The 25,580-nt window shown below is 42.7% G+C and carries 17 protein-coding genes; 10 read left to right on the top strand and 7 right to left on the bottom strand.

From position 1 onward, the window contains the following. Positions 1 to 168: 168 nt before the first annotated feature. From IQ276_RS24605 to IQ276_RS24595, 3 genes are all read right to left on the bottom strand, one after another. The gene (locus tag IQ276_RS24605; RefSeq protein WP_193918282.1) at positions 169 to 4,401 is read right to left on the bottom strand and encodes a chemotaxis protein CheB; all 4,233 of its coding nucleotides are present in this window, start codon (positions 4,399 to 4,401) and stop codon (positions 169 to 171) included. A 361-nt stretch (positions 4,402 to 4,762) separates the two neighbouring features. After that, positions 4,763 to 5,203: a response regulator gene (locus IQ276_RS24600; RefSeq protein ID WP_193918279.1), complete on the bottom strand. Its 441-nt coding sequence runs from the start codon at positions 5,201 to 5,203 to the stop codon at positions 4,763 to 4,765. Positions 5,204 to 5,913: 710 nt separating this feature from the next. Next, on the bottom strand, positions 5,914 to 6,432 hold the full coding sequence (locus tag IQ276_RS24595) for a COP23 domain-containing protein (protein WP_228043155.1): 519 nt from the start codon (positions 6,430 to 6,432) through the stop codon (positions 5,914 to 5,916). A 140-nt stretch (positions 6,433 to 6,572) separates the two neighbouring features. Here IQ276_RS24595 and IQ276_RS24590 point away from each other — a divergent pair, with 140 nt between their 5' ends. From IQ276_RS24590 to IQ276_RS24575, 4 genes are all read left to right on the top strand, one after another. Then, on the top strand, positions 6,573 to 9,209 hold the full coding sequence (locus IQ276_RS24590) for a two-partner secretion domain-containing protein (RefSeq protein WP_235115929.1): 2,637 nt from the start codon (positions 6,573 to 6,575) through the stop codon (positions 9,207 to 9,209). Positions 9,210 to 9,370: 161 nt separating this feature from the next. Beyond that, positions 9,371 to 11,101: a ShlB/FhaC/HecB family hemolysin secretion/activation protein gene (locus IQ276_RS24585; protein WP_193919343.1), complete on the top strand. Its 1,731-nt coding sequence runs from the start codon at positions 9,371 to 9,373 to the stop codon at positions 11,099 to 11,101. A 200-nt stretch (positions 11,102 to 11,301) separates the two neighbouring features. Beyond that, positions 11,302 to 14,001: a CHAT domain-containing protein gene (locus tag IQ276_RS24580; protein WP_193919345.1), complete on the top strand. Its 2,700-nt coding sequence runs from the start codon at positions 11,302 to 11,304 to the stop codon at positions 13,999 to 14,001. Positions 14,002 to 14,017: 16 nt separating this feature from the next. Continuing rightward, complete coding sequence (locus IQ276_RS24575; RefSeq protein WP_193919347.1) at positions 14,018 to 14,623, top strand: hypothetical protein; 606 nt, start codon at positions 14,018 to 14,020, stop codon at positions 14,621 to 14,623. A gap of 216 nt (positions 14,624 to 14,839) precedes the next feature. Here the strand turns inward: IQ276_RS24575 and IQ276_RS24570 are convergent, their stop codons facing one another. Both IQ276_RS24570 and IQ276_RS24565 read right to left on the bottom strand, forming a co-directional pair. After that, entirely contained in the window at positions 14,840 to 15,865 is a 1,026-nt protein-coding gene (locus tag IQ276_RS24570) for an ABC transporter permease (protein ID WP_193919349.1), read from the bottom strand. A gap of 154 nt (positions 15,866 to 16,019) precedes the next feature. After that, entirely contained in the window at positions 16,020 to 17,672 is a 1,653-nt protein-coding gene (locus IQ276_RS24565; protein ID WP_193919351.1) for an ABC transporter substrate-binding protein, read from the bottom strand. Positions 17,673 to 18,147: 475 nt separating this feature from the next. On the opposite strand from IQ276_RS24565, the gene IQ276_RS24560 reads away from it, so the two are divergent. From IQ276_RS24560 to IQ276_RS24535, 6 genes are all read left to right on the top strand, one after another. Beyond that, positions 18,148 to 18,474 carry a hypothetical protein gene (locus IQ276_RS24560; RefSeq protein ID WP_190876139.1) on the top strand — a complete coding sequence of 109 codons (327 nt, stop codon included), beginning with the start codon at positions 18,148 to 18,150 and terminating at the stop codon, positions 18,472 to 18,474. Positions 18,475 to 18,993: 519 nt separating this feature from the next. After that, positions 18,994 to 20,523 carry a photosystem II chlorophyll-binding protein CP47 gene (gene psbB, locus IQ276_RS24555; RefSeq protein ID WP_193925731.1) on the top strand — a complete coding sequence of 510 codons (1,530 nt, stop codon included), beginning with the start codon at positions 18,994 to 18,996 and terminating at the stop codon, positions 20,521 to 20,523. Positions 20,524 to 20,674: 151 nt separating this feature from the next. Further along, positions 20,675 to 20,779: a photosystem II reaction center protein T gene (locus IQ276_RS24550; RefSeq protein ID WP_073640261.1), complete on the top strand. Its 105-nt coding sequence runs from the start codon at positions 20,675 to 20,677 to the stop codon at positions 20,777 to 20,779. A gap of 347 nt (positions 20,780 to 21,126) precedes the next feature. Beyond that, positions 21,127 to 22,224: a 30S ribosomal protein S1 gene (locus IQ276_RS24545; protein WP_193918128.1), complete on the top strand. Its 1,098-nt coding sequence runs from the start codon at positions 21,127 to 21,129 to the stop codon at positions 22,222 to 22,224. A gap of 174 nt (positions 22,225 to 22,398) precedes the next feature. After that, positions 22,399 to 23,133 carry an HAD family hydrolase gene (locus IQ276_RS24540; protein ID WP_193918130.1) on the top strand — a complete coding sequence of 245 codons (735 nt, stop codon included), beginning with the start codon at positions 22,399 to 22,401 and terminating at the stop codon, positions 23,131 to 23,133. A gap of 254 nt (positions 23,134 to 23,387) precedes the next feature. Continuing rightward, a complete protein-coding gene (locus IQ276_RS24535; RefSeq protein WP_193918132.1) occupies positions 23,388 to 23,969 on the top strand; it encodes a Uma2 family endonuclease in 582 nt (193 codons plus the stop codon). Between the two features lie 42 nt (positions 23,970 to 24,011). On the opposite strand, the gene IQ276_RS41010 is transcribed toward IQ276_RS24535, so the two are convergent. Together IQ276_RS41010 and IQ276_RS24530 are read right to left on the bottom strand one after the other, a co-directional pair. Beyond that, entirely contained in the window at positions 24,012 to 24,308 is a 297-nt protein-coding gene (locus tag IQ276_RS41010) for a DUF3011 domain-containing protein (protein WP_193918134.1), read from the bottom strand. A 204-nt stretch (positions 24,309 to 24,512) separates the two neighbouring features. Beyond that, positions 24,513 to 25,529: a sulfate/molybdate ABC transporter ATP-binding protein gene (locus IQ276_RS24530; RefSeq protein ID WP_193918136.1), complete on the bottom strand. Its 1,017-nt coding sequence runs from the start codon at positions 25,527 to 25,529 to the stop codon at positions 24,513 to 24,515. Positions 25,530 to 25,580 lie beyond the last annotated feature (51 nt).

Raw genomic sequence — 25,580 nt, 5'->3', positions numbered from 1 at the left:
TATACGTAATTAAAACGTTTATTCAAACATTTGATATGGCAATCCTAAATCACTCGTGAAAAATTAGATCCCCGACTTCTTTAAGAAGTCGGGGATCTGGACACCGCACATTTTTTACTTTTTCATAATTAAAATTAGTTGTTCTGTACCTCAATTACGAATTACGAATTACGAATTATCTGTCCCTCGTCCACTCAAATTTGCAATCATCAATACCAATTCACTAAGCTCAATCGGTTTAGCTAGATGCATTTGGAAACCAGCATCAATTGCCCTTTGCCGCTCTTGCTCGGTGGCATAGGCAGTGATTGCTGCTGCTGGAATTTGTCCCCCAGCTTCAGCTTCAAGCGCTCTCACCTGACGAATCAGGGAAAAACCATCCTCCTCTGGCATCCCAATATCTGCTAGAAGCACATCATATTTGCCAGGAGATTCAGTTAAAGTAGCGATCGCTTCCCTTGTCGATGTCACAATTACTACTTCAGCCCCAAACTCTTCTAACATCCACTTTAATAAGTCGCGGCTATCCTCTTGATCGTCTACAGCCAAGATGCATAACCCTTCAAGGGTAAGGGGTGGATTTTTACCATCTAATGTGTCCAGAGTCTCTGACAAAACGCTCGGCTCTAAATAAGTTGGTGGTGTAATCTCCGGTGGCATTAAGCGCAGAGGCAGCCTGACAATGATCGTGGTTCCTAGTCCCTCACCTGGACTTTGCGCTTGAACTGTTCCACCGTGAAGTTCTATCAGATGACGGACGATTGACAAGCCTAATCCAAGTCCCTGACTTGTTTTGCTGCTGCTGGAATCTCCTTGGCGGAAGCGATCGAAAACATAAGGCAGCAAGTCTTCCCGGATGCCAATTCCGGTGTCGCTGACTCGAAGTTCAGCGTGAGTAGATACAGCTTCGAGCATAATTCCCACTCGCCCACCGGCTGGAGTGAACTTAATGGCATTAGAAAGTAAATTCCACAAAACTTGCTGTAAACGGTCAAAATCTCCGACAACCGTCGCCGAGTTCAACTCTGAAATAATTTCAATGCTTTTCGCCTCTGCGGAAAATTCGATAGACTCAATGGCGGCATTCACTACTGAAACTAGATCGATTAGACGAGTATTTAAATGAAGCTTGCCACTCGTAATTCGGGAGACATCGAGCATATCATCGATTAACTGACCTTGCACCTTAGCACTCCGCTCCACCACTTCCCAGGCACGAATGACTGCTGAAGAATCTAAATTGCGGGTGCGGAAAAGTTGCGCCCAGCCCAGTATCGTATTAAGCGGGTTACGAAGTTCATGGGAGAGGTTCGAGAGGAATTCATCTTTGGCTCGGTTGGCAATTTCCGCCTGTTGACGGGCTGACTGCTCCTGTTCTAGTAGCTTAGATCGCTCTAACTCTAACTGTTTGCGATCGCTAATATCTTCAATCGCCAGCAAAATCATTTGAGCCTCGCCCTGTTCAATAATTTTCCAACCATTGAGCAGCATGGTTTTCTGCCCAATCCGCTCAAAACTATGCTCTACTTCCCAGTTGTTAATACTGGTATCGTTGGCGAGAATTTCTTCTAAGAGCGATCGCAGTCCGGGCAGGTTCCATTGACCGTTCCCTAGTTCAAAAATCAGAGATTGGGCTGTCTCTGCTGGTGAAACCTGAAATGTTTCATAAAACGAGCGATTGGCTTTGTTCACTCGGAAATCAGAATCAAGGACGATTAACGGTACTTGTACCGTCTCCACAATCGCTTCAGCGTAATTCCGGGCTTGTTCTAAGGTTGCAGCACTGCGTTTAAGAACATCAATATCTATTAACACCAACACTACACCGTCAATCTTGTTTTCTGTAGTGCGATAAGGACGGATGCGGAGGTTGTACCAATGTCCCCCCAGAGTTTGGACTTCTAATTCTTTGATGCTGAGTGTGTCAAGAACCTCCAAAATTAGAGTTTCTAACTCAGGAACATCGAGATTTGCTCTGATGTCGCTCAAAGGTCGTCCAGCATCGGTGGGAATCAAATTGAAAAGTCGCTGCGCCATTGGCGTAAAACGTCGAATGCGTAAGTCCAAAGTCAATATCAAAATGGGAATATTAATACTGGCAAGCAAATTCGTGAGATCGTTATTAACTTGGTGTAATTCCTGATTTCGACTACGAAGTTCTTCATTAGTGGTGTTGAGTTCTTCGTTGGTTGCCTGAATCTCTTCTTTGGCAGTTTCTAGCTCCTCATTGGTGCTTTGCAACTCTTCATTACTAGAGAGGATTTCTTCATTGGCAACTTTCAGGTCTTGATTGATATGCTCTTGCTCTTGGATCACCGCTTGCAGATATTCTTGAGTTGCAGCCCGCTCTTTGATGGCGGTTGCAAGTTCAAGCCTTAGCTGAACAATCTCCTGCGTTAAGTCTGACTGCACTTCGCTCTCAGGGTTTACTGTGCTGGGGTTATTAATTGTGGGTGGGGCTGATTCAAATAAAACTAGAAAGTAGAGTTCTTCGCCAGTCCCAGGGTTGAATGGAATCACCTCAAGATTGATGATTTTTGCAAGATCGCCCTCTTCAATTCGTAACCCTTCTCTTCTAACTAGAATTTTTTGCCGTTGTGCCTGATAAATTGTGGCGCGTAGCTCGATGAGCAAGCCTTGGCGCACCATTTTGAATAAGTTAAGACTCGGTTTCCCAGGTGAAAGTTTGAGGTAGAGATCGATTTCTCCCCGAAATTGCAGCACGTCCATCTTGTCGTTGATTACTACACCCACTGGCGCATAGCGATTCAAGATTAGTTGGTCAGTTTTTTTCTCTAAATCAAACTCATCCGATGGATTCTCATCGGTCGGCTTTGATTCGTCCACTTTTACTATCGGATAATTGCTGGTAATGAACGAAAAAGTTGGACGAATTGCAGTTAGCTTTTTGGTATATATTTTATTCTTTTTGTCAATCTGAATAAACAAGTCCGAATATTTACCTGTGCTTTCTGAAGTCCCTAGCAGCAAGAAGCCAGTCGGATTAAGACTGTAATGAAAGATGGGCAATATCCGTTTTTGCAACGTTTCGTCCAAGTAAATCAGTACATTCCGGCAGCTAATTAAATCTAAGTTAGAAAAAGGGGGATCGCTGCCCAAGTCTTGCCTAGCAAACACACACAGTTCGCGGACAGCTTTACTAATTTGATATCCACCGCCTTCAAGGGCATTAAAAAATCTGCGGCGGCTCTCTGGTGAGACTTCCACCATTTGATTCTCTGCATAAATACCCGTTCTCGCTTTGTCAATCGCTATTTCACTGATGTCTGTGGCAAAAATTTGGATCGGCGGCGAGGTTACTTTATTTGATAAAAACTCCAGCAAGGAGATAGCGATGGAATACACCTCTTCACCCGTCGAACACCCAGCTACCCAAATCCGAATCGGCAACTCTGCTGATTTGTTTTCGATGATGGTAGGAAAGACTCGCTCTTTCAACACTTCAAATGCTTCGGGATCGCGGAAAAAATGGGTGACGTGGATCAGAATTTCTTCATAGAGCGCCTTGACTTCACCCGGATTGTTTTGCAAATACTGGGCATAATCCTCCAAGCGTTGTAGTTTATACAACAGCATTCGCCTTTGGATTCGGCGATCGAGGGTGTTGGGCTTGTAGTGGCTGAAGTCAACGCCAGTTTGCGATCGCAATAATACAAATATAGTCGCCAGGGCATCCCCCTGTTCGGGCAACTTCTCAACTGCGATCGGTGGCAAAGAGTTAGCAATAAAAGGATTGCGACTGAGATTTACCAGTTCCTCGGCGATTTTTTGCGGCGGTAGCACAAAATCCACATTCCCAGTGGCAACAGCAGTATTGGGCATACTATCGAATTTTGCCGTGTCTTCACACTGAGCAAAAGTCACGCCTCCAGCTGCCTTGATTGCCTTCAGCCCCAGTGAACCGTCTCCATCGGCTCCAGATAGAATAACTGCGATCGCTTTGTGCCCTCGATCTGCTGCTAATGAAGTAAAGAACGCATCAGCAGGCATATATTTACCATGAACTTTCTCTCGCGGCGTGAGTTGCAACACCCCACCAGACAACATCATCTTAGTGTTAGGCGGAATAATGTAGACAGAGTTTGGTTCCACAGTCACCCCGTCTCGCACTTCATTGACGGGCATTGAAGTTGTTCTTCCTAGAATCTCGCTCAACAGACTCTTGTGGTTAGGGTCTAAGTGTTGAATCAGCACAAATGCCATCCCTGTATCGGTAAGCAAATGCTTAAGTACCCCCGTAAATGCCTCTAATCCACCCGCAGAGGCGGCAATGCCAACGATGGGAAATAAAGCATCTGCAATGTCTTGCTGCTCTATGTCGAACGCTTCATTAGCGGTAGATTCAGATACAGGTTGTTCAGAGGGTTGATCGGATGTCATAAGATCAAGTTTAGCACTGCAATGGTTTAGCAGATTTAGGTTTATATTTTAGGTCAGTCTACTTACTTGCCTTGTACTTAATAATACTTTAAGTACAATTTAAATAAACAACTTAAGTTTTCTAAATCCAAGTCATTGCTAATAAATAAGAAGCTAGAATAAATGCAATACCAATAATTCCGCTACTCAAAAGCAAAACTAATTGAGTTAAAATATACATTTGATAATTCGTGAGATTAATCCTATCGTTTATCAAATTCATTAGTAGTATTTTAAAAATAATTATCTCCAGAAATAAATGACCCATATCATTATTTATAAAGAGTTAGACTACTATATATATCTCAGACATTAATTAAAGCTAGTTATCATGAGTATGAGGATTATTAGCAATTGCTAAAATGCCAAGTACAGCAACAAAATCATCAACAACTACGGGTTTAGCAACGCATAGACTAAACCCAGCTAAAAGAGCGTGTTGATACATATCTTCAGTTACAGTGCTTGTCAGAGCGATGGCTGGCACTGCTTTGCCTCGCTCTCCCGCAAGTGTTCTTACTTGGTGAATCAGAGTATAGCCATCCTCCTTTGGCGAGGAAATACCATTCAAGAGGATATCAGGTTGCCATCGGACAAATATTTCTAGAGCTTGCTCTCCTAAAAATGCCGCTTGCACTTTCACACCATAAGATTGCAACATCGCTGTTAAAGAATTGCAGAAATTGACATCATTATCTACAACGAGTACTCGCAGGCCTTGAAGAAATGAAGGATGAGTAGGAAATTTATTATTTATATACATTACAGTTTCAAAATTGAGGTTTTATTGAGCTTTGCAATGTCCTCAAGCTGTACATCTATTGTGCTTGCTTGAAGTTCAATAAATCATCAGTAGTATCCTTCCTTTTCTGTTCCCTCGCCAATCAAGTGAATTCAATAATCAAATCGGATTTCGATAGTTGACCTGCTAAACATAAATTTTATCAACAGTGTTTACCATAACATCCTATTGTTAGAGTTTATGTTTGAATAGATGTTTTAATAGCGTATATTTTATATAATATGTATATTTTGTTAAAATTTTTCTGATATAGAAACATTTAAAGGCGTTGCATAAATGCGGGATGAATTAGCTGAATACAGGTATTTCTGTATACTTCAAATAATGAAGTAACAATCGACGACCACAGCTTACACAAATGTAGTTTTGTTTACCTCTTCGTTTACCGAAGAAAGGCAGAGGGCAGGAGGCAGAAGGCAGAAGGAAGAAAATACAATTTTTGCCCTCTGCCAAAAGGGCTTAAAGCCCCTAAATTTATTTATGAAAAAAAATAAAAATATTTTTTTCGAGACGCGCAGCGCAAGGAAAAATATGTCCTTTAAATCTAGTATTGAGAAGTAAATTTCTCATTTCGTCAACTTTTGGCGATCGCTATCATCTAACCCACACCCATACAACCCAGTTCCTGCCCGGATTAGAGACTTTTTTATCTCGAACTTATTTGATGCCAGTTAAAATGGCCACCAAAAAGGTTTAGTGTTAGTGTAAGTACGGCTAAGAGTCCGGAGATTGGAAGGCTTTGCTTGCTTAAAATCGCTACCCAACATTTCGTATAAAGCTTGAGAGGGGTTATCAACTGGTTTAAGAATAAATAAAACCTGAGCGCTGTAATGATTGCAACCGATGCCTCTCCGTTCTACAGCACACACAACAGATTGCTCGTTGAGCTTATCAGCCGTTAAATATTTAGAACTATCCGTATCGTAGATATTTTGTAAAGTTTTAGCTGTATTCTGGCAATTTTGCACGGCATTTACCGTTGAGAAATACTTTGGGAGAAAATTCAACATCATGTAATCTTTGGGACTTCCGTCTTTAACCAAACTCAAAATCACCTTTGGTGTGCTGGCGTTAGTCTTGCAGGTTACTTGTACACTGTTAGCTCTACTGGGCGCAGAGACTGCTACTATAACACCCAGAGCTAATATTGGGGCTGTCGCCATAGTTGCCCAAGACTGCCAGTTGTTCATATTACTTAAACACCTTTCTTGACCAAAATTTAGGCTCGAATATAAACTCAATAATATCATTTTTAGTTAAATGTACTTACAATTCAACTAAAAAAACATTCAAATATTTTTTTTCCGTCGGGTAATTTCCCCTATGCAAAATGAAACAATTTCTTCGCCAAATTTTAATTACTAGTAGTGCTTATCTCTGCTGTCTAATTACCGGCTTTCCTGGTTTAGCACAAATTTCTTCAGATAACACACTTGCCGATGGACAAACTGTGGTTTCACCAGGAACCACACCAGGGCTGGATTTTTTAATTACAGGCGGAACACAAGTCGGTAGCAACCTCTTCCATAGCTTTGGAGAATTTTCTGTTCCTACTGGTGGTGAAGCTTTTTTCAACAACACCGCAGCTTTTAACAACATTACTAACATCATTAGCCGAGTTACAGGTGGTTCAATTTCCAATATTGATGGCTTAATTAAAGAAAACTACGGTGCTAATTTCATCCTCATCAATCCCAGTGGTATTAACTTTGGTGCGAAAGCTCAACTCAATATTGGCGGCTCATTTTTGGCGAGTACGGCAGATAGTCTTAAATTTGCAGATGGCGTAGAATTTAGTGCAACCGATTCAACTTCTTCACCTCGGCTAACGATTAGTGTGCCAGTAGGCTTGCAATTTGGGCAGAATCCCCAAGCGATTCGTGTCCAAGGTCAAGGGCATAACATCAGTTTAGAAAGTCCGATATTTTCACCCTTTACTAGGGGAGACACCGCCGGACTAAAGGTGCAGCCAGGTAATACCCTAGCTTTGGTGGGTGGAGGAATTATTTCAGAGGGAGGAACGCTCACAGCTGAGGGCGGACGCATTGATTTAGGTAGTGTGGCAGGAGGTTTAGTAAGTCTCAATGCCAGTCCTCAAGGCTGGAATTTAGGTTATCAAGGGGTGACAAACTTTCAAGATATTGCCTTATCTCAAAAGGCATTAGCAGATACCAGTGGACCAGGTAGTGGCTCAATTCAGTTGCAAGGGCGAAACATTTCTATCCGCGATGGCTCGGTGGTGTTAATTCAAACCCAAGGAGCGCAATCAGCAGGGGGACTTAACGTCAATGCCTCTGAATCCTTATCCTTAGTGGGTACCACAGCAGATGGGCAGATTTCCAGCAACTTATTTACAGAAACTATCGGCGGTGGCAAAAGTGGAGATATTACTGTTAACACTCCCCGGTTAGTTGTTCAAGATGGAGCAGCCATATCTGCCGCTACTTACACACCTGCTGCTGGTGGGAATATTGATATTAAAGCTGGTGATTATTTGCAAGTGTCAGGATTTTCACCATTTAATCCTACTCGCTTCAGTAATATTACGGCAGGAACTTTTGGGGCTGGGAATGCGGGAACTCTTACAGTGTCAACTCAGCAAGTCACTGCGCTTTTAGGAGGGAATATTGCCTCTGTGACTGCTGGTACTGGCTCAGGTGGAAATGTAACTGTGAATGCCTCGAAGTTAGTAGAGTTGATAGGTGTAGTACCATTTGTTTTCACTCCTAGCCAAATAACTGCTGGTACTGGCGGGCCAGGAAAGGCTGGTAGCGTTACAATTAATACTCAACGCTTGGTAATTAAAGACGGTGGTAGAGTTGATGCTTCCACCTTAGCCAGTGGTCCTGCTGGTAGTGTCACCATTAACGCTGAAGATAGTGTAGAGGTAAGTGGCAAAGTCCCAGGCTCCGTAAATCCTAGTTTGATTATCTCCTCAGCCAACATAGTCGATCCGCTGTTGCAACAGCTATTAAGACTGCCTGCTGTGCCCAGTGGAACTTCTGGAGATGTGACAATTAATACTGGGCAATTGGTTGTCAAAGATGGCGCACAGGTGACAGCGAGGAATGATGGTACTGGGGATGCAGGAACGTTGCGGGTGAATGCTGGCTCTATTTTCGTGGAAAGTCAAGGTGGAATTACGGCGGCTACCAAAGGGGGTCAAGGTGGCAACATTGATTTACGAGTCCAGAATTCCTTACAGGTGTCCGGTAATAGTCAGATATCTAGCGACAATGCTGGTATGGGAGCAGGTGGAAGATTGACGATTCAAGGGAATCAGTTGATACTCAGCGATCGCGCCTTATTATCTGCGTCCACCACATCTGGTGAAGGTGGTAACATATCTCTGCAAACGAATTCCTTACTCATGCGCCGTAACAGTCAGATATCTGCCACTGCTGGAGGAACTGGGAACGGAGGCAATATTAATATTGCTGGCTCTAGTCCGGCCAACTTTGTGACGCTGTTAGAAGGCAGTAAGATTACCGCCGACGCTGTTCAGGGCATGGGAGGAAATATCAGTATCAATACCAGAGGATTCTTTGTATGTCCAACTTGTCAGATTACTGCTAGTTCCGAACTGGGAATCGCCGGAGAAATCAGCATCATTACACCAGAGGCTGAAAATAATTTTGAAATTATCGATGTACCACAAGAAGTAGCTAAACCAGAACAAGTGGTAGCTCAGGCTTGTCGAGGGACAGCAAGTCAAAATAGAAGCGAATTTACCATCACCGGACGTGGAGGATTGCCACCTCGACCGAGTGAACAGCTAAGTAGTGGAGCTTTAATTAGTTTTGAGCCTGTTGATGCTAGTGCTGCTACAGAGGTGAATAATACTTCGCAACTGCCACCTCCCGCGAGAGGTTGGTATGTTAATGCCCAAGGTGTGCTAGTTCTAGCCAGCGAAGCGCCTAATCCTACTCCCTATAGTTCTGGGTTAACTTCATCTAATTGTCACTGAACCTTACAGATGGACTGGGGACTGGGGACTGGGGACTGGGGACTGGGGACTGGGGACTGGGGACTGGGGAGATGGCGAGGTAGGGGGAGAAATAACTAATGACAAATGACAAATGACAAATGACCAATGACTAATCCAAAATCTAAAATCTAAAATCCAAAATGGTATTAAGTGTTTGGCGACGGAGATTTTTTTTATCTCCTTGTATTACTTTTATACTCTTGCTGTATCACACAAATTCTGCTTGCGCCCAGCCGATTAATCCTGTTACCCCAAAACCGCCAGAACAACCCCCGGCTAATCCTCTACCACCAACAAACGTACCCATCCAAATACCGCCGACAGTACCACCAACCCCGGAAGACGCCCTAGATATTCCAGGAAGTATCGTTGTGCAAAAGTTCGAGTTTGTTGGTAATAGCGCCTTTAGCCAAGAAGAATTAAACTCTGCGATCGCCAATTTTACCGGACAACCAATTACCTTTGCCGAACTCCTGAAAGCTGCCAATCAAATTACCGAATTGTATGTGCAAAAGGGATACATTACCTCTGGTGCCTACATTCCCAGTCAAGAGTTTCGCTCAGGAATCATCAAAATTCAGGTAGTAGAAGGCAGTTTAGAAGATATTCAAGTCAATGTGATTAAAGGACGGTTGAACTCAGATTATGTCCGCAGTCGCATTGCGATCGCTACTACCAAACCACTAAATATTAACCGCCTCAAAGAAGCTTTGCAACTGCTGCAACTCAATCCCCTAATTGAAAGCTTAGACGCCGAACTCACCGCCGGTACTAGGCCAGGTGTGAATTCTTTAGCGGTGACAGTCAAGGGGGCGAGAACTTTTAATACCCAACTCAGTATTAATAATAACCGCAACCCCAGCGTTGGTAGTTTTGAGCGCGGCATCGCCTTATCCGAAGCCAGTCTTCTGGGAATTGGCGATCGCTTGAGTTTCGCCTACAAAAATACCGATGGTAGCAATAGCTTTGAGGGCGGTTATACCTTGCCAGTGAATCCTCGGAATGGCACTATTGGCTTCAACTATCGGATTACCGACAACAAAATTATTGAACCTCCTTTTCAGGATTTGGATATCGAAGTAAATTCTCGTGAGTTTGAATTATCTTTTCGTCAGCCAGTTCTGCAAAGAGCCACCCCAGAAGTTAGCCAAGAACTCACCTTGATTTTAACCGCAGCCAGGCGCGAAAGTAATTCTTCGATTCAAGGAGTGGATTTTCCCCTGTTTGCTGGGGCTGATGCTCAAGGAGAAACGCGGGTATCGGAATTGAGTTTCGCCCAAGAATGGCTACACCGCAGTCGTCAAGAAGTTCTAGCTGCTCGTTCCGAGTTTAATTTGGGAATTGGAGCTTTTGACGCCACAATTAATAACAGCGAACCAGATAGCCGATATTTCCTTTGGCGGGGACAAATGATTTATTTGCGCCTCCTCAGTCAGCCAAAAGAACAAACAGCAGCTCCTACTTTGTTGTTGCGTTCTAATGTGCAATTGGCCAGTAGTTCTCTGCTTTCCATTGAGCAATTTAGTGTGGGAGGTCAAGGAACAGTGCGGGGTTATCGCCAAGATGTTTTACTCAGTGATAATGGCATTTTTGCTTCCGCAGAATTGCGATTACCTATTGCTCGTTTTCCGGAACTTCGAGGAACTTTACAGGTTGCACCATTTATTGATTTTGGTACTGTCTGGAATACAGGTAGAGAAAATCCTGACCCGAATACTCTGCTAGGTTCAGGATTAGGGCTACTTTGGCAAATGGGGGATAGATTCACAGCTCGCCTTGATTGGGGTGTTCCTTTAATAAATATTGATAATAGCAAGCGGACATGGCAAGAAAATGGGGTGTATTTTCAGATGGAGTACAAAGCGTTCTAAACATAGCAACCCCTGAGTGAATTTTAGATTTTAAATTTTGGATAATGGAATTGAAGATTCTTGCATCCAAAATTTAAAAAGGTCTCAGAGGAAGGGAATTTAAACGCGAGAATAAATCTAAAATCCAAAATTAAATGACAGAACCGGTGACTTGATTGCTGGGGTCAATCCAAAATCTAAAATCTAAAATCCAAAATTATATGATTTCTAAAAGATACCGTCGTTTATTAATTTTGATTCTTTCAGCTTTCTTGGGGTTGTTATCTAGTTTGACTATGCCAGCTTGGTCAAATCTTTCTAGTTTACATGCTAATGCTGGTAGTCCTCTAGCATTGGCAAGGGAAGGTGAACAACGGTACAACGCTGGAGAATTAGAAGCAGCAGCAAAGTTATGGGAAGCGGCGGCTGAGGCTTATGAAAAAATTGGCGATCGCGATGGAATGACTAAGAGTCTAATCAATAAATCCCAGGCTTTGCAAGATTTAGGTTTATATCCCAAAGCTTGCAATACTTTACTTGAAGCTTTTGCGATCGAAAACCCCAGCTGTAGCCAAACCCAAATCGAGGAACTCCACAAAACCCTTACTCAAAAGGGTAATTCCTTGACTTTAACTGAAGCGATTGGCTTGCACAGCCTCGGTGATGTCCTACGCAGACAAGGGTTATTAGAAAAGTCGCAAAAAATCTTGCAGTTAAGTCTGTCATCAAGTGCCGAATCGGCTGAAAAAAGTGCGGTGCTAGTGAGTTTGGGGAATACCGAACGGATCTTAGGTAACCAAATCCGCGATCGCTGGGACTATGATGCAGTGACGGAAATTATCGATCGCAAATCTGTCTTGGATGCTCTAGCGCCCTACAATCAAGCTGTTAATTACTATATCCAAGCAGCAAAGGTAGCATCAGCGCCACCAATACCTAAAATTCAAGCACAACTCAATCACTTCCAGCTATTACTGGAGACGCAAAGATGGTGGGGTGAACAGACGCAACGCCGGATTGCTTCTTGGTCGAGATTTTCGGAAGCTAAATTAATTCAACGGGCAAAAGATTTTGTCTCTGGGTTGGAGTCGCAGTTGAGCCAAGATGCTCAAGCATTGCAAAATCAAATTCTACCTAACTTAGCCACTCTTACTCCCAGTCGTGCTGCTATTTATGCCCAGATTAACTTTGCTGATTCTTTGATGCAAAGCGCCCAAACAAATAACGTTGAACCTTTATTAGAGAATGCACTACAACAGTCACGGACTCTACAGGATAGACGAACCGAAACCTACGCTCTAGGGTATTTGGGCAAATTTTACCACAAACAAGGGCAATTAAATCAGGCAACCAAACTAACGCAACAAGCACTGTTGTTAGCCCAAGAACAAAATATCAGTGGTGATGCTAGGGAAATTACTTATCTTTGGCAATCTCAGTTAGGAAGTTTACTACGAAAACAGGGAGATATCAAAGGAGCGATCGCAGCATACACCGCCGCCTTTAATACTCTGCAATCCCTACGCAGCGATTTAAACGTCAACAATCAAGATGTCCAGTTTGATTTTCTCCAAGAAGTCAAACCTGTCTATCTAGAATTAGCAGATTTGCTGTTGAAATCAAATTTGACTGACAACGAATTAAATTCGCTAATAGTTTCTACTCCTACCATTAAGCAGGAAAAATCTGAAACGAACAAGTCTCAAAAACGTCTAGAATTCGCCCGGCAAGTGATAGAATCTCTGCAATTAGCAGAACTAGATAACTTTTTTCAAGACCCCTGTTCGGAAACAGCAAACATCGCGTTGCAAATTGATAATATTGATGCCAATGCAGCTGTAATTTATCCGATTGTGTTGCCAGATCGCTTAGAAGTTATCCTTTCCGTGTCGGGAAAACCCTTGCAGGAAGTAGTAATTCCTATTAGCGAACGAGAAGTTAATGAAACTCTAGATCGGCTTTACGATAATTTAGACAACATTAGTATCAATAACTCTGCACGAAATATTCTCTTAACTTCTAACCCCAATCCCAAAGAATTAAAGGAAAATCTTCAGACACTTTTACCAATTTTTGCAGAAGTATATAATTGGCTAATCCAACCTTTCGAGACACAGCTAGATCCCAAGGAAATCAAAAATTTAGTATTTGTCCTAAATGGGAGATTGCAGAGAGTGCCAGTAGCTGCGCTCTACGATGGCAAAAATTATCTCATTGAAAAATATAGCGTTGCCCTGGTTCCGAGTCTACAACTGCTCGCTCCTAAACAATTGGAAAGGAAACAACTTAAAGTCTTAGCTGCTGGAGTTAGCGAGCAAATTAAAATACAAGGACAATTTTTTGCCGCACTGGTTAATGTTCCCAAGGAATTAGACCAAATTAAAGAAACTTTTCCTGCTTCCCAAAAGCTGCTCAATGAAGATTTTACTGTCAAAACTATTCAAAAACAGTTGAAATCAAATTTTCCTGTTATTCACCTAGCCACTCATGGGCTATTTAGTTCTAATCCCCAAAAGAATTTTATTATTACAGGGGATGGGAAAAGTATCAGTATTAATGAGTTGAGTGCTTTGCTCAAAGAACCAGGTACAGCCGTAGAATTATTGGTGTTGAGTGCCTGTGAAACTGCTACTGGCGATGAACGAGCTGTCTTAGGCTTGGCAGGAATGGCTGTTCGTTCAGGGGCACGCAGTACCCTTGCCACTCTCTGGCCTGTAGGAGATGCTTCTACCGCCGAATTTATGGGTCAATTTTACCAAGACTTGAAAAAGCCAGGGGCGAAACAAGCAGATGCTCTGAAGAACGCTCAACTATCGCTGTTAGAATCTTTGAAGCTGAATCCACCTTTTCAGGAGTTGCAGAATTTACCACCTCATCCTTATTATTGGGCGCCTTATGTTTTAGTAGGCAATTGGCAATAGAAACTAAAGTAGTTTTATGGCTTACAGCGATTTTAATTTAGCTAAAGCAAAACAACAATTTAGTTTAATCACATTAGAAAAACGGGATATTTTCGCTGGTGTTCCTGAACTAGCAGCGAGTAATTTACTTGCAGAAACACTCAATTATAACCGGGAGATCGCTTTAGCTAGCAATAGTGAAAAAGCGCGTTCTGAGTTAATTATTGCTCCAATTTTAGTTGATTTACGCCGACAATTACACGAGCAAGTTAGTTTATTTTCTGGGATAGATTTCACTGTCGATAATGCCAAAGGATTAAATGGTACTTGCGATTTTATTATTACGAAATCTCCAGAAATTCTAATTTTGACAGCGCCAGTCATTACAGTTGTAGAAGCTAAAAAAGAAAATATTAATGCGTGTTTGGGTCAGTGTGCAGCCGAAATGGTAGCAGCCCAAACTTTTAATCAGCAAGCTGGAACTGAGATTAAAACAATTTACGGAGCAGTAACAACGGGAAGTATTTGGCAATTTTTGAAACTAGAAGAACAAATACTGACCATTGATTTAAGCGAATATTATCTCAAAGATGTCAATAAAATTCTTGGTATTTTAGCCAGTGGTATTTCTCAAGAAAATTAACAAAATTCAGAATTCAGAATACATAGTATTTCTCGTTCTAGTGAGGTGGAAGGTAGGGGCGCATAGCTATGCGCCCCTACAAATTTCTGTACCTCATGTGATTGGGAAGCGCTATAACGGTTATCAATTGCATAGAATGTAGACTATTTGTAGGGGCACAGCAATGCTGTGCCCTATTACTTAATTTTGTTCAAAAATCAAACCGGATTCCTATAGTTAATATCGAATTCGCGGGTCTACATAAGCATTTAAAATATCAATTAAAATGCTGGCGCTGACAACGATCGCCCCAAAAAATACCAATACTCCCTGCACTGTGGGATAATCGCGATCGCTAATGGCTTGATATAGTCGATTGGCTAACCCAGGCCAAGAAAATGTCACCTCTGTCAAAATCGCTCCACCCAACAAAGACGCAAAGGTTAATCCCAAAACTGTAATCACTGGAATTAAAGCATTTTTTAAGGCATGGGAAACTAAAATCTTGTTTTCCTGAATACCTCTGGCTCTAGCTGCTTCTACATAATCTGCTTGCAGGGTTTGCTTTAAATTCACTCGCACAATTCGCTCAAAAATCCCACTCAGCAAAATTCCCAAAGTCAGACTCGGTAAGGCAAGATGATGCAAAGATGTGAAAAACTGACTAAAGTTTCCAGCTAGTAAACTATCAACTGTATACAATCCTGTAATCAGTGTGGGTGCGGGAAGGTTGGGCGGAAAACGATTAGAATTGGGAAACCAACCGAGTTGTACTGAAAAAATCAATTGCAAAAGCATTCCCGCCCAAAACATGGGGAGTGCGTAGGTGATGATACCAAACAACCGCCCACCCAAGTCAAAAGATGTTCCAGGGCGGGAAGCCGAAAGAGTACCAACTAAAATTCCCACCATGAGTGCAACCGCCATACTACATACTGCTAACTCCACTGTCGCTGGGAAATATTGTGCAATGATGTTCCAAACATTCTCTCCGCGACTCAACAAAGAAGTTCCTAAATCAAAGCGCAACAGATTTCCCAAGTAATTTAGATACTGTAGCCACAAAGGTAGATTTAAACCGAGTTGTTTTCGCAATTCTTCTTTAGCTGCTTCTGGCGCACGTCCACCAAGAATTGCATCTGCTGGGTCTCCTGGTGTTGCTCTGAGTAAGAGAAATACAATGGTGATAATAGTTAATAGCTGAAATGGCGCTAACAACAACCGGGAAACAATGTAATATTGTAAAGCTTTAGAGCGAGACATAAGTAATTCGTAATTCGTAATTCGTAATTCGTAATTCGTGATTCGTAATTCGTAATTTTTGGGCTTTTAATCACACCAAATTGTCAAAGTTGGGGCTTTTAGCTGTTGAGAATTTAGACCTCAATAAATTCAATTACGAATTACGAATTACGACTTATTTTTTAATTGTTTGGTAAACCAAAATTTGAGTTGGATTAAGTTGTACATTACTAATGCCATTTCGGGCAAATACATAGTCTTTGTTTTGCCATAGGGGAACGTAAGGTACATCTGTAGTTACTTGATTTTGAATGTCTGTAAAAATTTTCTGACGCGCTTGGGGGTTTAATTCTTTACGTTGTTGGTCAATCAATTTATTCATGGCTTCGTTATAGTAGAACGAACCCTGAGTTTGACTCGCCCCATCTTCGCATCCTTTGGCAACTGAACCTTTATCACAAGACAAAAATGGCTGGACGTAATTATCTGGATCTAAAAAGTCTGGATACCAATCAAGTAAAGCTGCTGGATATAATCCTTTAGAAATGTCTTTAAAAAAAGCAGGACCTTCGGCAACGGCGACTTCAAATTGCAGGATTCCATCCATTTTGGCATCGACAAGTGATTTAAGTGTCTGTGCTGCTAAACTCCGAGTAGGGGAACTAGAAGGATACCAAACTTGAACTTTCGCAGGATTTTCTTTGGAAAAACCAGCGGTAGTTAATAATTGTTTGGCTTGATTAAAATTAGCATCGCCATATTTTTCTTTAAATAATGGCACAGATACATTAAATGTCGTGGGAATCATGCTATAAAGCGGATCTGCTTGACCAAGCAACACTCGTTCATTGATTAGTGGACGGTCAACTATTGAAGCGATCGCAGCTCTTACTTCTGCTTTATCTAAAGGCTTTTGATTCCGGTTTAATACCATATAACTGACTACGCTACCCTGAGCAGCGATCGCTTGCCAATCCCCTTTTTTACCACCTTCTTCCAAACTCCGAGTTTGGTCTGGTTGTAGGGATAAATAAGCTACATCAATAGCACCTGTGCGGAAAGCATTAAACAAATTAACCGGACTAGTTTGAATTTGGACGTTAACACCCTTATTAACTGGCTTTTCACCCCAATACTTATCAAACACATCAAATCGCAATGAATCAGTGCCATACTGGGCTAACTTGTAAGGGCCAGTCCCCACAAAAATATTCGGCTTAAATTTACCTGCACCGACTTCGTAAGCTTTCGGCGAAACTGCACACACCCCAGGAAACGCTAGCAATGAAGGAAACGCTGCAAAGGGCTTTTTCAGCTTAATGGTTAACTCATACTCCCCTGTGGTTTTCACCGAATCTACTATATCGCCTAATAAAAAAGAGGGTTTGCCTTTATTTTCCATAAAGCGCTGGATGGTAAACGCCATTGCTTGGGCGTTGAAGGGAGTCCCATCGTGAAAAACTACTCCCTGACGTAAAGGGATGGTGTAAGTTAGGGCATCTTGGCTGACTTTCGGTAATGCTGTGGCGAGTTGGGGCTTAATTTCTGTGCTTCCTGGTTCGTAAGTGTAGAGGCGATCGCTCATATTAAACACCAAGCCCAAGGATGCTAACTCATAAGCATCAGCTGGGTCAAGGGTTCTCGGCTTAGCTGTTGTACCTATAGTAATGCGACCATCACCTGTAGGACTATTTACAGAACCAGATGGTGGGGTAGTTGTTTGTGGACGAGGAGTACAACTCACAACTAAAAATAAACATACACAGAATAAAGATAGGAATTGTATAATCGGACTCCAGCGTTTCACGGACAAGGAAAACCATGTCATAGCAATAATATTTTTAGATATCAGCGGTCAGTCATTTTACTACATTTGTGACTATTGTGCCTTAATTTTTACAAATAATTTTGGCAATGCTGACAGCTAAGTATATACGTACAAATAAACTTATATGTTGTAATACCTTTGTGCTTTGTGAACAAAAATGACTAATGACTAATGACAAAGGACAGTTCCTTAAAGTAAGGAAAAATGTTTATTTAATTAAGATTTGAAACATTGACTGAATTTGTCGTAAATTCATAGTTACTAGGGTATAGCTTTGTTAAGCTTTGACAATAGCTTGGGCAGTGTACATTAAAACTTTGCCTGTTGCTGCTTGAATACACATACCCGTGGAGCGGTTTCTCATAGAGAACGGCTGCATGGTTTTCCTGAAAAATCTAGTGTTTATACATCAGCGAAAAAAGCGATCGCGATATCTTGAACAACAGATTTAAAGTCTAATAGCGAGACTAAAACCGTGAAGTATTTCTTTCTATCTGAGGGATGGACAGTTTCGAGAGTGTGGGCATCTGACGGACTCTGGCAAATAACAGCATGGCGACGCCAACCAGATATTCAGCGAATGAATATTTGTTTAGTGGAACAAAACGAATTGCTATGGCTGTATCGAGTTGAAGAAGCCATTTTAACCGTAGAAGTAAAGCCAACAACCCCAGTAACGGCCAGTAAGACCATCGGTCAAGTAGTACTCAAGCGTTTGATGAGTGCCGAACAAGTAATCGAACGCCTTGGTACGGCTGAAACGAAGTGTCACCTGCAAAACATCCAGTTGGTAGTTCAGTAAGGGTAGGGGAGTAGGGAGTAGGGAGTAGGGAATAGGGGAAGTAACATAACAACATAATTTTCTTGTCCCCCTCACTCCCCTGCCTCCCCTGCCTCCCCTGCCTCCCCTGCCTCCCCTGCCTCCCCTGCCCCCATCTCCCCATTCCCCACTCCCCACTCCCCGTAAAGAAAAGATAAGCAAATTTAATCCCCGACAGGATTGGTAGCGAAAAAACTTGGACATGCTACGCGATCGCATTAATTTACACGCTTGCAAAGAGTTCCATCAATAGTTACACTTTTTAAAACATTCTCATTTTTGCTTGGCGATGGCTACCCTACGGGGTAAATCTCAAGGGAGCGAGTAAGCATTGCCAAACCACCTACGCTGTCTGACTTAATAAGACTAAGTTGTGGTCAAGCTCTGGCTCTGGCAATAACAAAAAACAAAAGAGAGTTTTCTGGGTGGCGATTTTCGTTTCTCAGAAACTCAGTAAGAAAATTGCTTTGTAAACTAACTCATCGAGGAGGAGCGTAGTCGATGGGACTACCCTGGTACCGAGTACACACAGTCGTTCTGAATGATCCAGGGCGGCTGATTTCTGTACACCTGATGCATACAGCCCTAGTAGCAGGCTGGGCTGGTTCGATGGCACTATACGAACTGGCTGTCTATGACCCAAGCGATCCGGTTCTCAACCCGATGTGGCGTCAAGGAATGTTCGTGCTGCCCTTCCTAGCACGTTTGGGCGTTACCCAATCTTGGGGTGGTTGGAGTGTTAGTAGTGCTTCAACAGGCGATCCTGGCTTCTGGTCATTTGAAGGGGTTGCTGCGGCTCACATCATTCTTTCCGGTTTATTATTCCTAGCTGCTGTTTGGCACTGGGTTTACTGGGATTTGGAACTCTTTAGAGACCCCCGCACAGGTGAACCCGCTCTAGACTTGCCAAAAATGTTTGGCATTCACCTGTTCTTATCCGGTCTTCTTTGTTTTGGATTTGGTGCTTTTCACCTCACCGGACTATTTGGTCCGGGGATGTGGGTTTCTGATGCCTACGGTGTCACTGGTAGCATCCAGGCAGTAGCACCAGAATGGGGACCAAATGGTTTTAACCCATATAACCCTGGCGGTGTTGTGGCTCACCACATTGCTGCTGGTGTTGTTGGTATTATTGCAGGCTTATTCCACCTCACAGTCCGACCCCCCGAAAGGCTTTACAAAGCACTGCGGATGGGGAACATTGAAACAGTACTTTCTAGCAGTATCGCGGCAGTATTCTTTGCTGCTTTCGTGGTAGCTGGTACTATGTGGTACGGTAACGCTACCACCCCCATTGAACTGTTTGGCCCTACCCGCTACCAATGGGATCAAGGCTACTTCCGTCAAGAAATTGAGCGTCGCGTCCAAACCAGCGTTGGCCAAGGTGCAACCCTTGAACAAGCTTGGTCGCAGATTCCAGAAAAACTGGCTTTCTACGATTACGTCGGCAATAGCCCCGCCAAAGGCGGTCTATTCCGTACAGGACCGATGGTTAAGGGTGATGGCATTGCCCAATCTTGGCAAGGTCACGCTGTATTCAAAGATTCTGAAGGACGCGAATTAACCGTGCGTCGTCTACCCAACTTCTTTGAAACCTTCCCAGTAGTCTTGACCGACGCCGATGGAGTTGTCCGCGCTGACATTCCCTTCCGTCGGGCAGAATCTAAGTATAGCTTCGAGCAATCTGGTGTCACCGTTAGTTTCTACGGTGGTGACCTCAACGGTAAGACCTTCACAGACCCAGCCGATGTGAAGAAATATGCTCGTAAAGCTCAAGGCGGTGAAATCTTTGAATTTGACCGGGAAACCTTGAACTCTGACGGCGTATTCCGCACCAGTCCTAGAGGTTGGTTTACCTTTGGACATGCTGTGTTTGCTCTGCTATTCTTCTTCGGTCACCTGTGGCATGGCGCTCGTACAATCTACAGAGACGTATTCGCCGGTGTTGAAGCGGATCTAGAAGAACAAGTTGAATGGGGTCTATTCCAGAAAGTGGGTGACAAGTCAACCCGCCGGAAGGAAGCACTCTAAGGGACTGGGGACTGGGGACTGGGGACTGGGGACTAGGAAATAAGTATTTACGAATACTTTCTCACTAGCCAATACCCAATCCCTAATACCCAGTCCCCAATACCCAATCCCTAATCCCTCATTACTAGCTGGATAGGCAGGAACTCATAAAATGGAAAGCGTTGCGTACATCTTGATTTTTACCTTGTGTATAGGTGTTCTCTTCTTTGCGATCGCATTTCGCGAACCCCCCCGCTTTGATAAAAAAGAGAAGTAGATCGCTATTACCACAACTTTAAGCGCATTCAATGTTAGTATCCGTTACTACTGAATATAGTAGTAACGGATATTATTCTGTTTGTCCTTCGTCATTGGTCATTTGTGATTGGCCATTGGTTATTAATTCTTCTTTCTCACTCCTTCGGTAACCCTCATCTGCCCAATCCCCAATCATTTTAATATTGTGATATAATTTCCAATCTTGGGAGTTGATATGTGTTAATACTAGCTTTTCTGCGCTAGGATGAAAAAGGATGTTAAGTGTGGACTGGCTAAAGACAGTTGCATGTACATCGCGCTTGTCGCACAACCTTTACGGAGACTAGAACCAGGAACTAAATCAGCATGGTCAATCAGAATTTAACCGCTACAGAAATTGGATTCACTCACGAAGATTTCGCTGCTCTACTTGACAAATACGATTATCATTTTAGCCCTGGAGATATTGTACCAGGAACCGTTTTCAGTATAGAGCCGCGCGGCGCTCTGATTGACATTGGTGCTAAAACAGCAGCATATATACCCATACAAGAAATGTCTATTAACCGGGTCGATGCCCCGGAAGAAGTCTTACAGTCAAACGAAACACGCGAATTTTTTATCCTCACCGATGAAAATGAAGATGGTCAGTTAACTCTTTCCATTCGCCGTATTGAGTATATGCGGGCTTGGGAACGCGTGCGACAACTGCAAGCAGAAGACGCTACCGTTCGTTCTGGCGTATTTGCAACCAATCGTGGTGGTGCATTGGTAAGAATTGAGGGATTGCGTGGTTTTATTCCCGGTTCCCACATCAGCACTCGCAAACCTAAAGAAGAATTGGTAGGTGAAGAACTACCACTGAAATTCCTAGAGGTGGACGAAGAACGTAACCGCTTAGTTCTATCCCACCGTCGCGCGTTAGTTGAGCGCAAGATGAACCGCCTAGAAGTTGGCGAGGTAGTGATTGGTACAGTTCGTGGTATCAAACCTTACGGTGCTTTCATTGACATTGGCGGCGTCAGTGGTCTACTACACATTTCCGAGATTTCTCACGAACATATTGATACACCTCATAGCGTGTTCAATGTCAATGATGAAGTGAAAGTTATGATCATTGATTTGGACGCAGAAAGAGGTCGGATTTCTCTATCTACCAAGCAATTAGAACCAGAACCTGGTGATATGATTAAAAACCGGGATTTGGTCTATGATAAAGCAGAAGAAATGGCTGCTAAGTATCGGGAGCAGCTGCTAGCTAAACAGCAAGGGATTACTGCTGCGCCTGCTGGAGTTGTGGAAGTTGTAGCAGAGGAAGAAGTTCCACCAGCAGCAGAACTTGAAGAGGAAATTCCACCAGCAGCAGAACTTGAAGAGGAAATTCCACCAGCAGCAGAACTTGAAGAGGAAATTCCACCAGCGACAGAAACCGAAGAAGAAATTACCGCAGCTATTGAAGAGTAATAGATTTATAGTTTTACTGTCTTTAATTGAGAATATCAAAGCATTATTTAGAGAGGGTTTTTCCCTCTTTTTTTATGTCAAAATTTTGTCATTAGTCATTAGTCATTTCTGATTACCAAAGGACAAAAGACAACTGACAAATGACAAATAACTAAATAAATGGAGTGAAATATTTTGGTAACTATTAAATGTAGAAACGTCACTTTTTATAATATTCAAGCAATTTTGTTTGACAAAAATGGTACTCTAGAAGACTCAGAAACGTTTTTGCGATCGCTGGCACAAAAAGCAGCGAGGTTAATAGACGCTCAAATTCCCGGTGTTGGGGAACCCCTATTAATGGCATTTGGCGTCAATGGCAATATCCTCGACCCAGCAGGCATAGTATCGGTGGCGAGTCGCCGCGAAACAGAAGTTGCTGCTGCGGCCTACATTGCCGAAACTGGAAAAGGATGGTTTGAGTGCTTAAAAATAGCTCGTCAAGCTTTGGATGAAGCGGAAAAATACATTGGACAAACTCCTTCACCACTGTTTGTGGGCAGTTTGGAGATATTGAAATATCTACACGAAGCTGGTATAAAACTTGGTATACTCTCAGCTGCAACCACTGATGAAGTACAACAGTTTGTAGCCCATCACCAATTAAGTGATTATATCCAGTTGGAAATGGGAGTCGATGAGGGGCCGAGTAAACCAGACCCAGTGCTATTTTTGCAAGCTTGCCAAGCCTTGGGCGTCGAACCAAGCGCTACGTTGATGGTGGGTGATTCAGTTGGTGATATGCAAATGGGGCGTGATGCTAAAGCCGCAGGTTGTATTGGAATCACTTGGGTGGGTAATTTGGATAATGTTAAAGGTGCAGATGTGGTGATTAATCAACTTGATGAAATTCAGATTTTAGAAGAGTGAGAATTCAAAATTCAGAATCCAGAATCCAGAATTCAGAATTCAGAAGATTTTAATAGACCTGTAGGTTGGGTTAAGCTAAGCGAAACCCAACCTACAAAAAAATGGCGAAGTATTGTTATTAAAACTTCATTCCTTTATCCATGAAATATTCTGAATTCTGTATTTTGACTCCTATTTATACTGCATACTATTATGATTTTGTAAAGTTAAAAATGCTAGGATACTAATTGCTCCTCACAGTTGCAAAACAAGCCATGCAAAACACAGAACCGAGCTTAAAACTTCGCCTGTGGACAGTTGAAGAATACCACCGGATGGCTGAGGCTGGGATTTTTGGTGCAGATGAACGCGTGGAACTCCTGGAAGGAAAAATAATTTGGATGATTGCTAAAGGTACAGCTCATCGCTCAGCAGTGACGAGAAGCAATTACTTACTGAAAAACAGATTAGAAAATAGGGCTTGGGTATCTATTCATGACCCAGTAAGGTTAAATGAGCGGTCTGAACCAGAACCGGATATTGCTGTCGTGAAAATAGACCCCCTGGACTACGCAGACCATCATCCCACCCCAACAGAAATTTATCTGATTATTGAAGTGGCAGATAGCAGTTTGAAACTAGATTGCGAAACCAAAGCCAAAGCATATTCTCAAGCAGGAATTACAGATTATTGGGTGTTAGATGTGGTTAGTCGTCAATTGCGTGTCTTTCGAGAACCAACTCAAGATGGCTATCAAAGTGAGGTCACATTAGCAGAAAATGCGACTATTTCACCTTTAGAGTTTCCTAATTTAAGCATTGTAGTTTGGGAAATGTTACCACCCCTAAATCGGTAACTGAATTACGAATTATCCCTCTTGTGTCTGATGCCTTCTTTTTTAGTATCTGTCATATCTGCCGTTTCTACGATTGCCAACTGAGAATTCAGCTCGGCAACCATTTCTCACCCAAATACGATTTCTCCTATAGCCCCAATTTCCTCTACAACTGGCATCAGACAATTGCCTAACAAACCTCACTCTGCCTCTAGTACGTATAGGACAAGTGTTCCTCTGATTATTCTGGCTGGAACAAGTTATTATCTCCTGAGCTGAAGCAGGAGTTACAACGCCCAAAAGTGTACTGATACTAACAGTAGTAGCCACGAAGGTGACAGCAATTATGGGAAAACGCATGAGCATCTTAAATGTTAGAGTTATTCAAAAATTTGAAAACAAAAACTATAGTAATTGTAGCGAACTGCATGAAGAGCCAATTTGTTAATCAGATTAAATGCAAATATTCTTTGCATTCTTGGCATTAGATTAAAACCCCAGAATAATAACTGTGGAATTCAGCTATTAGCCTGGGGTTTTGATCGTTAACAAACTGGGAAAATTTTAAATTGAATAAGACAGTGGGAAGGACTTGGCATCCTTTGGCTTGACATAGACCCGCTGTTTTGGTTCTAACTCTAATTGATTAAAGCGATCGCGTGTTAAATGCGCCGTTACTACTTGCCCATCATCGCAAGTTAATTCTACCTGAATTTCCCAACCCAAATGTATTAATCGGCTAATTATGGCAGGTGTAGTGGCACCATTGGCACTAGTTTCCAAAATCACGTCTTGCGGGCGCAAAAATACTTGTGGATGGGGTGTATCAAATCCACTGCTTTGAAAAATCTTCGAGCTGCTAGGCAATACGTTCACCGGACCAATGAAGCTCATCACAAACGCGGTTGCAGGATTATCATAAATTTCTGCTGGTGTTCCTACCTGTTCCACCTGCCCTTTATTCATTACCACAACTTCATCGGAGACTTCCATTGCTTCCTCTTGGTCGTGGGTAACGAAAACTGTGGTAACATGTACCTCATCGTGGAGGTTGCGTAACCATGCCCGTAAATCTTTACGGACTTTAGCATCAAGTGCGCCAAAGGGTTCATCTAGCAATAAAACTTCCGGTTCCACTGCCAGTGCCCTTGCCAATGCGACCCGTTGTCTTTGACCACCAGAAAGTTGTGATGGATAGCGATCGCCTAATCCACTCAATTGCACCAATTCTAGCAATTGTTCTACCCGCCCTTTAATCTTCTTTGGCTGTGCCTTGCGAATTTCTAAGCCAAAAGCAATATTCTGCTTAACAGTCAAATGCTTGAATAAAGCATAGTGCTGAAACACAAATCCAATATTCCGCTGTTGCACAGTTTGATATGTCGCATCCTTCCCGGTAAGCAGGATTTTGCCACTATCTGGCATTTCTAAACCTGCAATTAATCGCAACAGGGTAGATTTACCCGATCCCGATGGCCCAAGCAACGCAACTAGGGAACCACTCTTAATTTCTAAACTGACCTGATCGACTGCCTTGAAACTTCCGAATTGTTTAGAGACGTTCTCAACTACAATACCCACTGCCGCTGTACCTCTGCAACTAAATCTACAGTTCCTTGCTAGGATTACTGT

The sequence above is a fragment of the Desmonostoc muscorum LEGE 12446 genome, from assembly GCF_015207005.2.
Taxonomy (GTDB): Bacteria; Cyanobacteriota; Cyanobacteriia; order Cyanobacteriales; family Nostocaceae; genus Nostoc; species Nostoc muscorum.
This window is presented reverse-complemented; position numbering and strand designations above follow the sequence as displayed.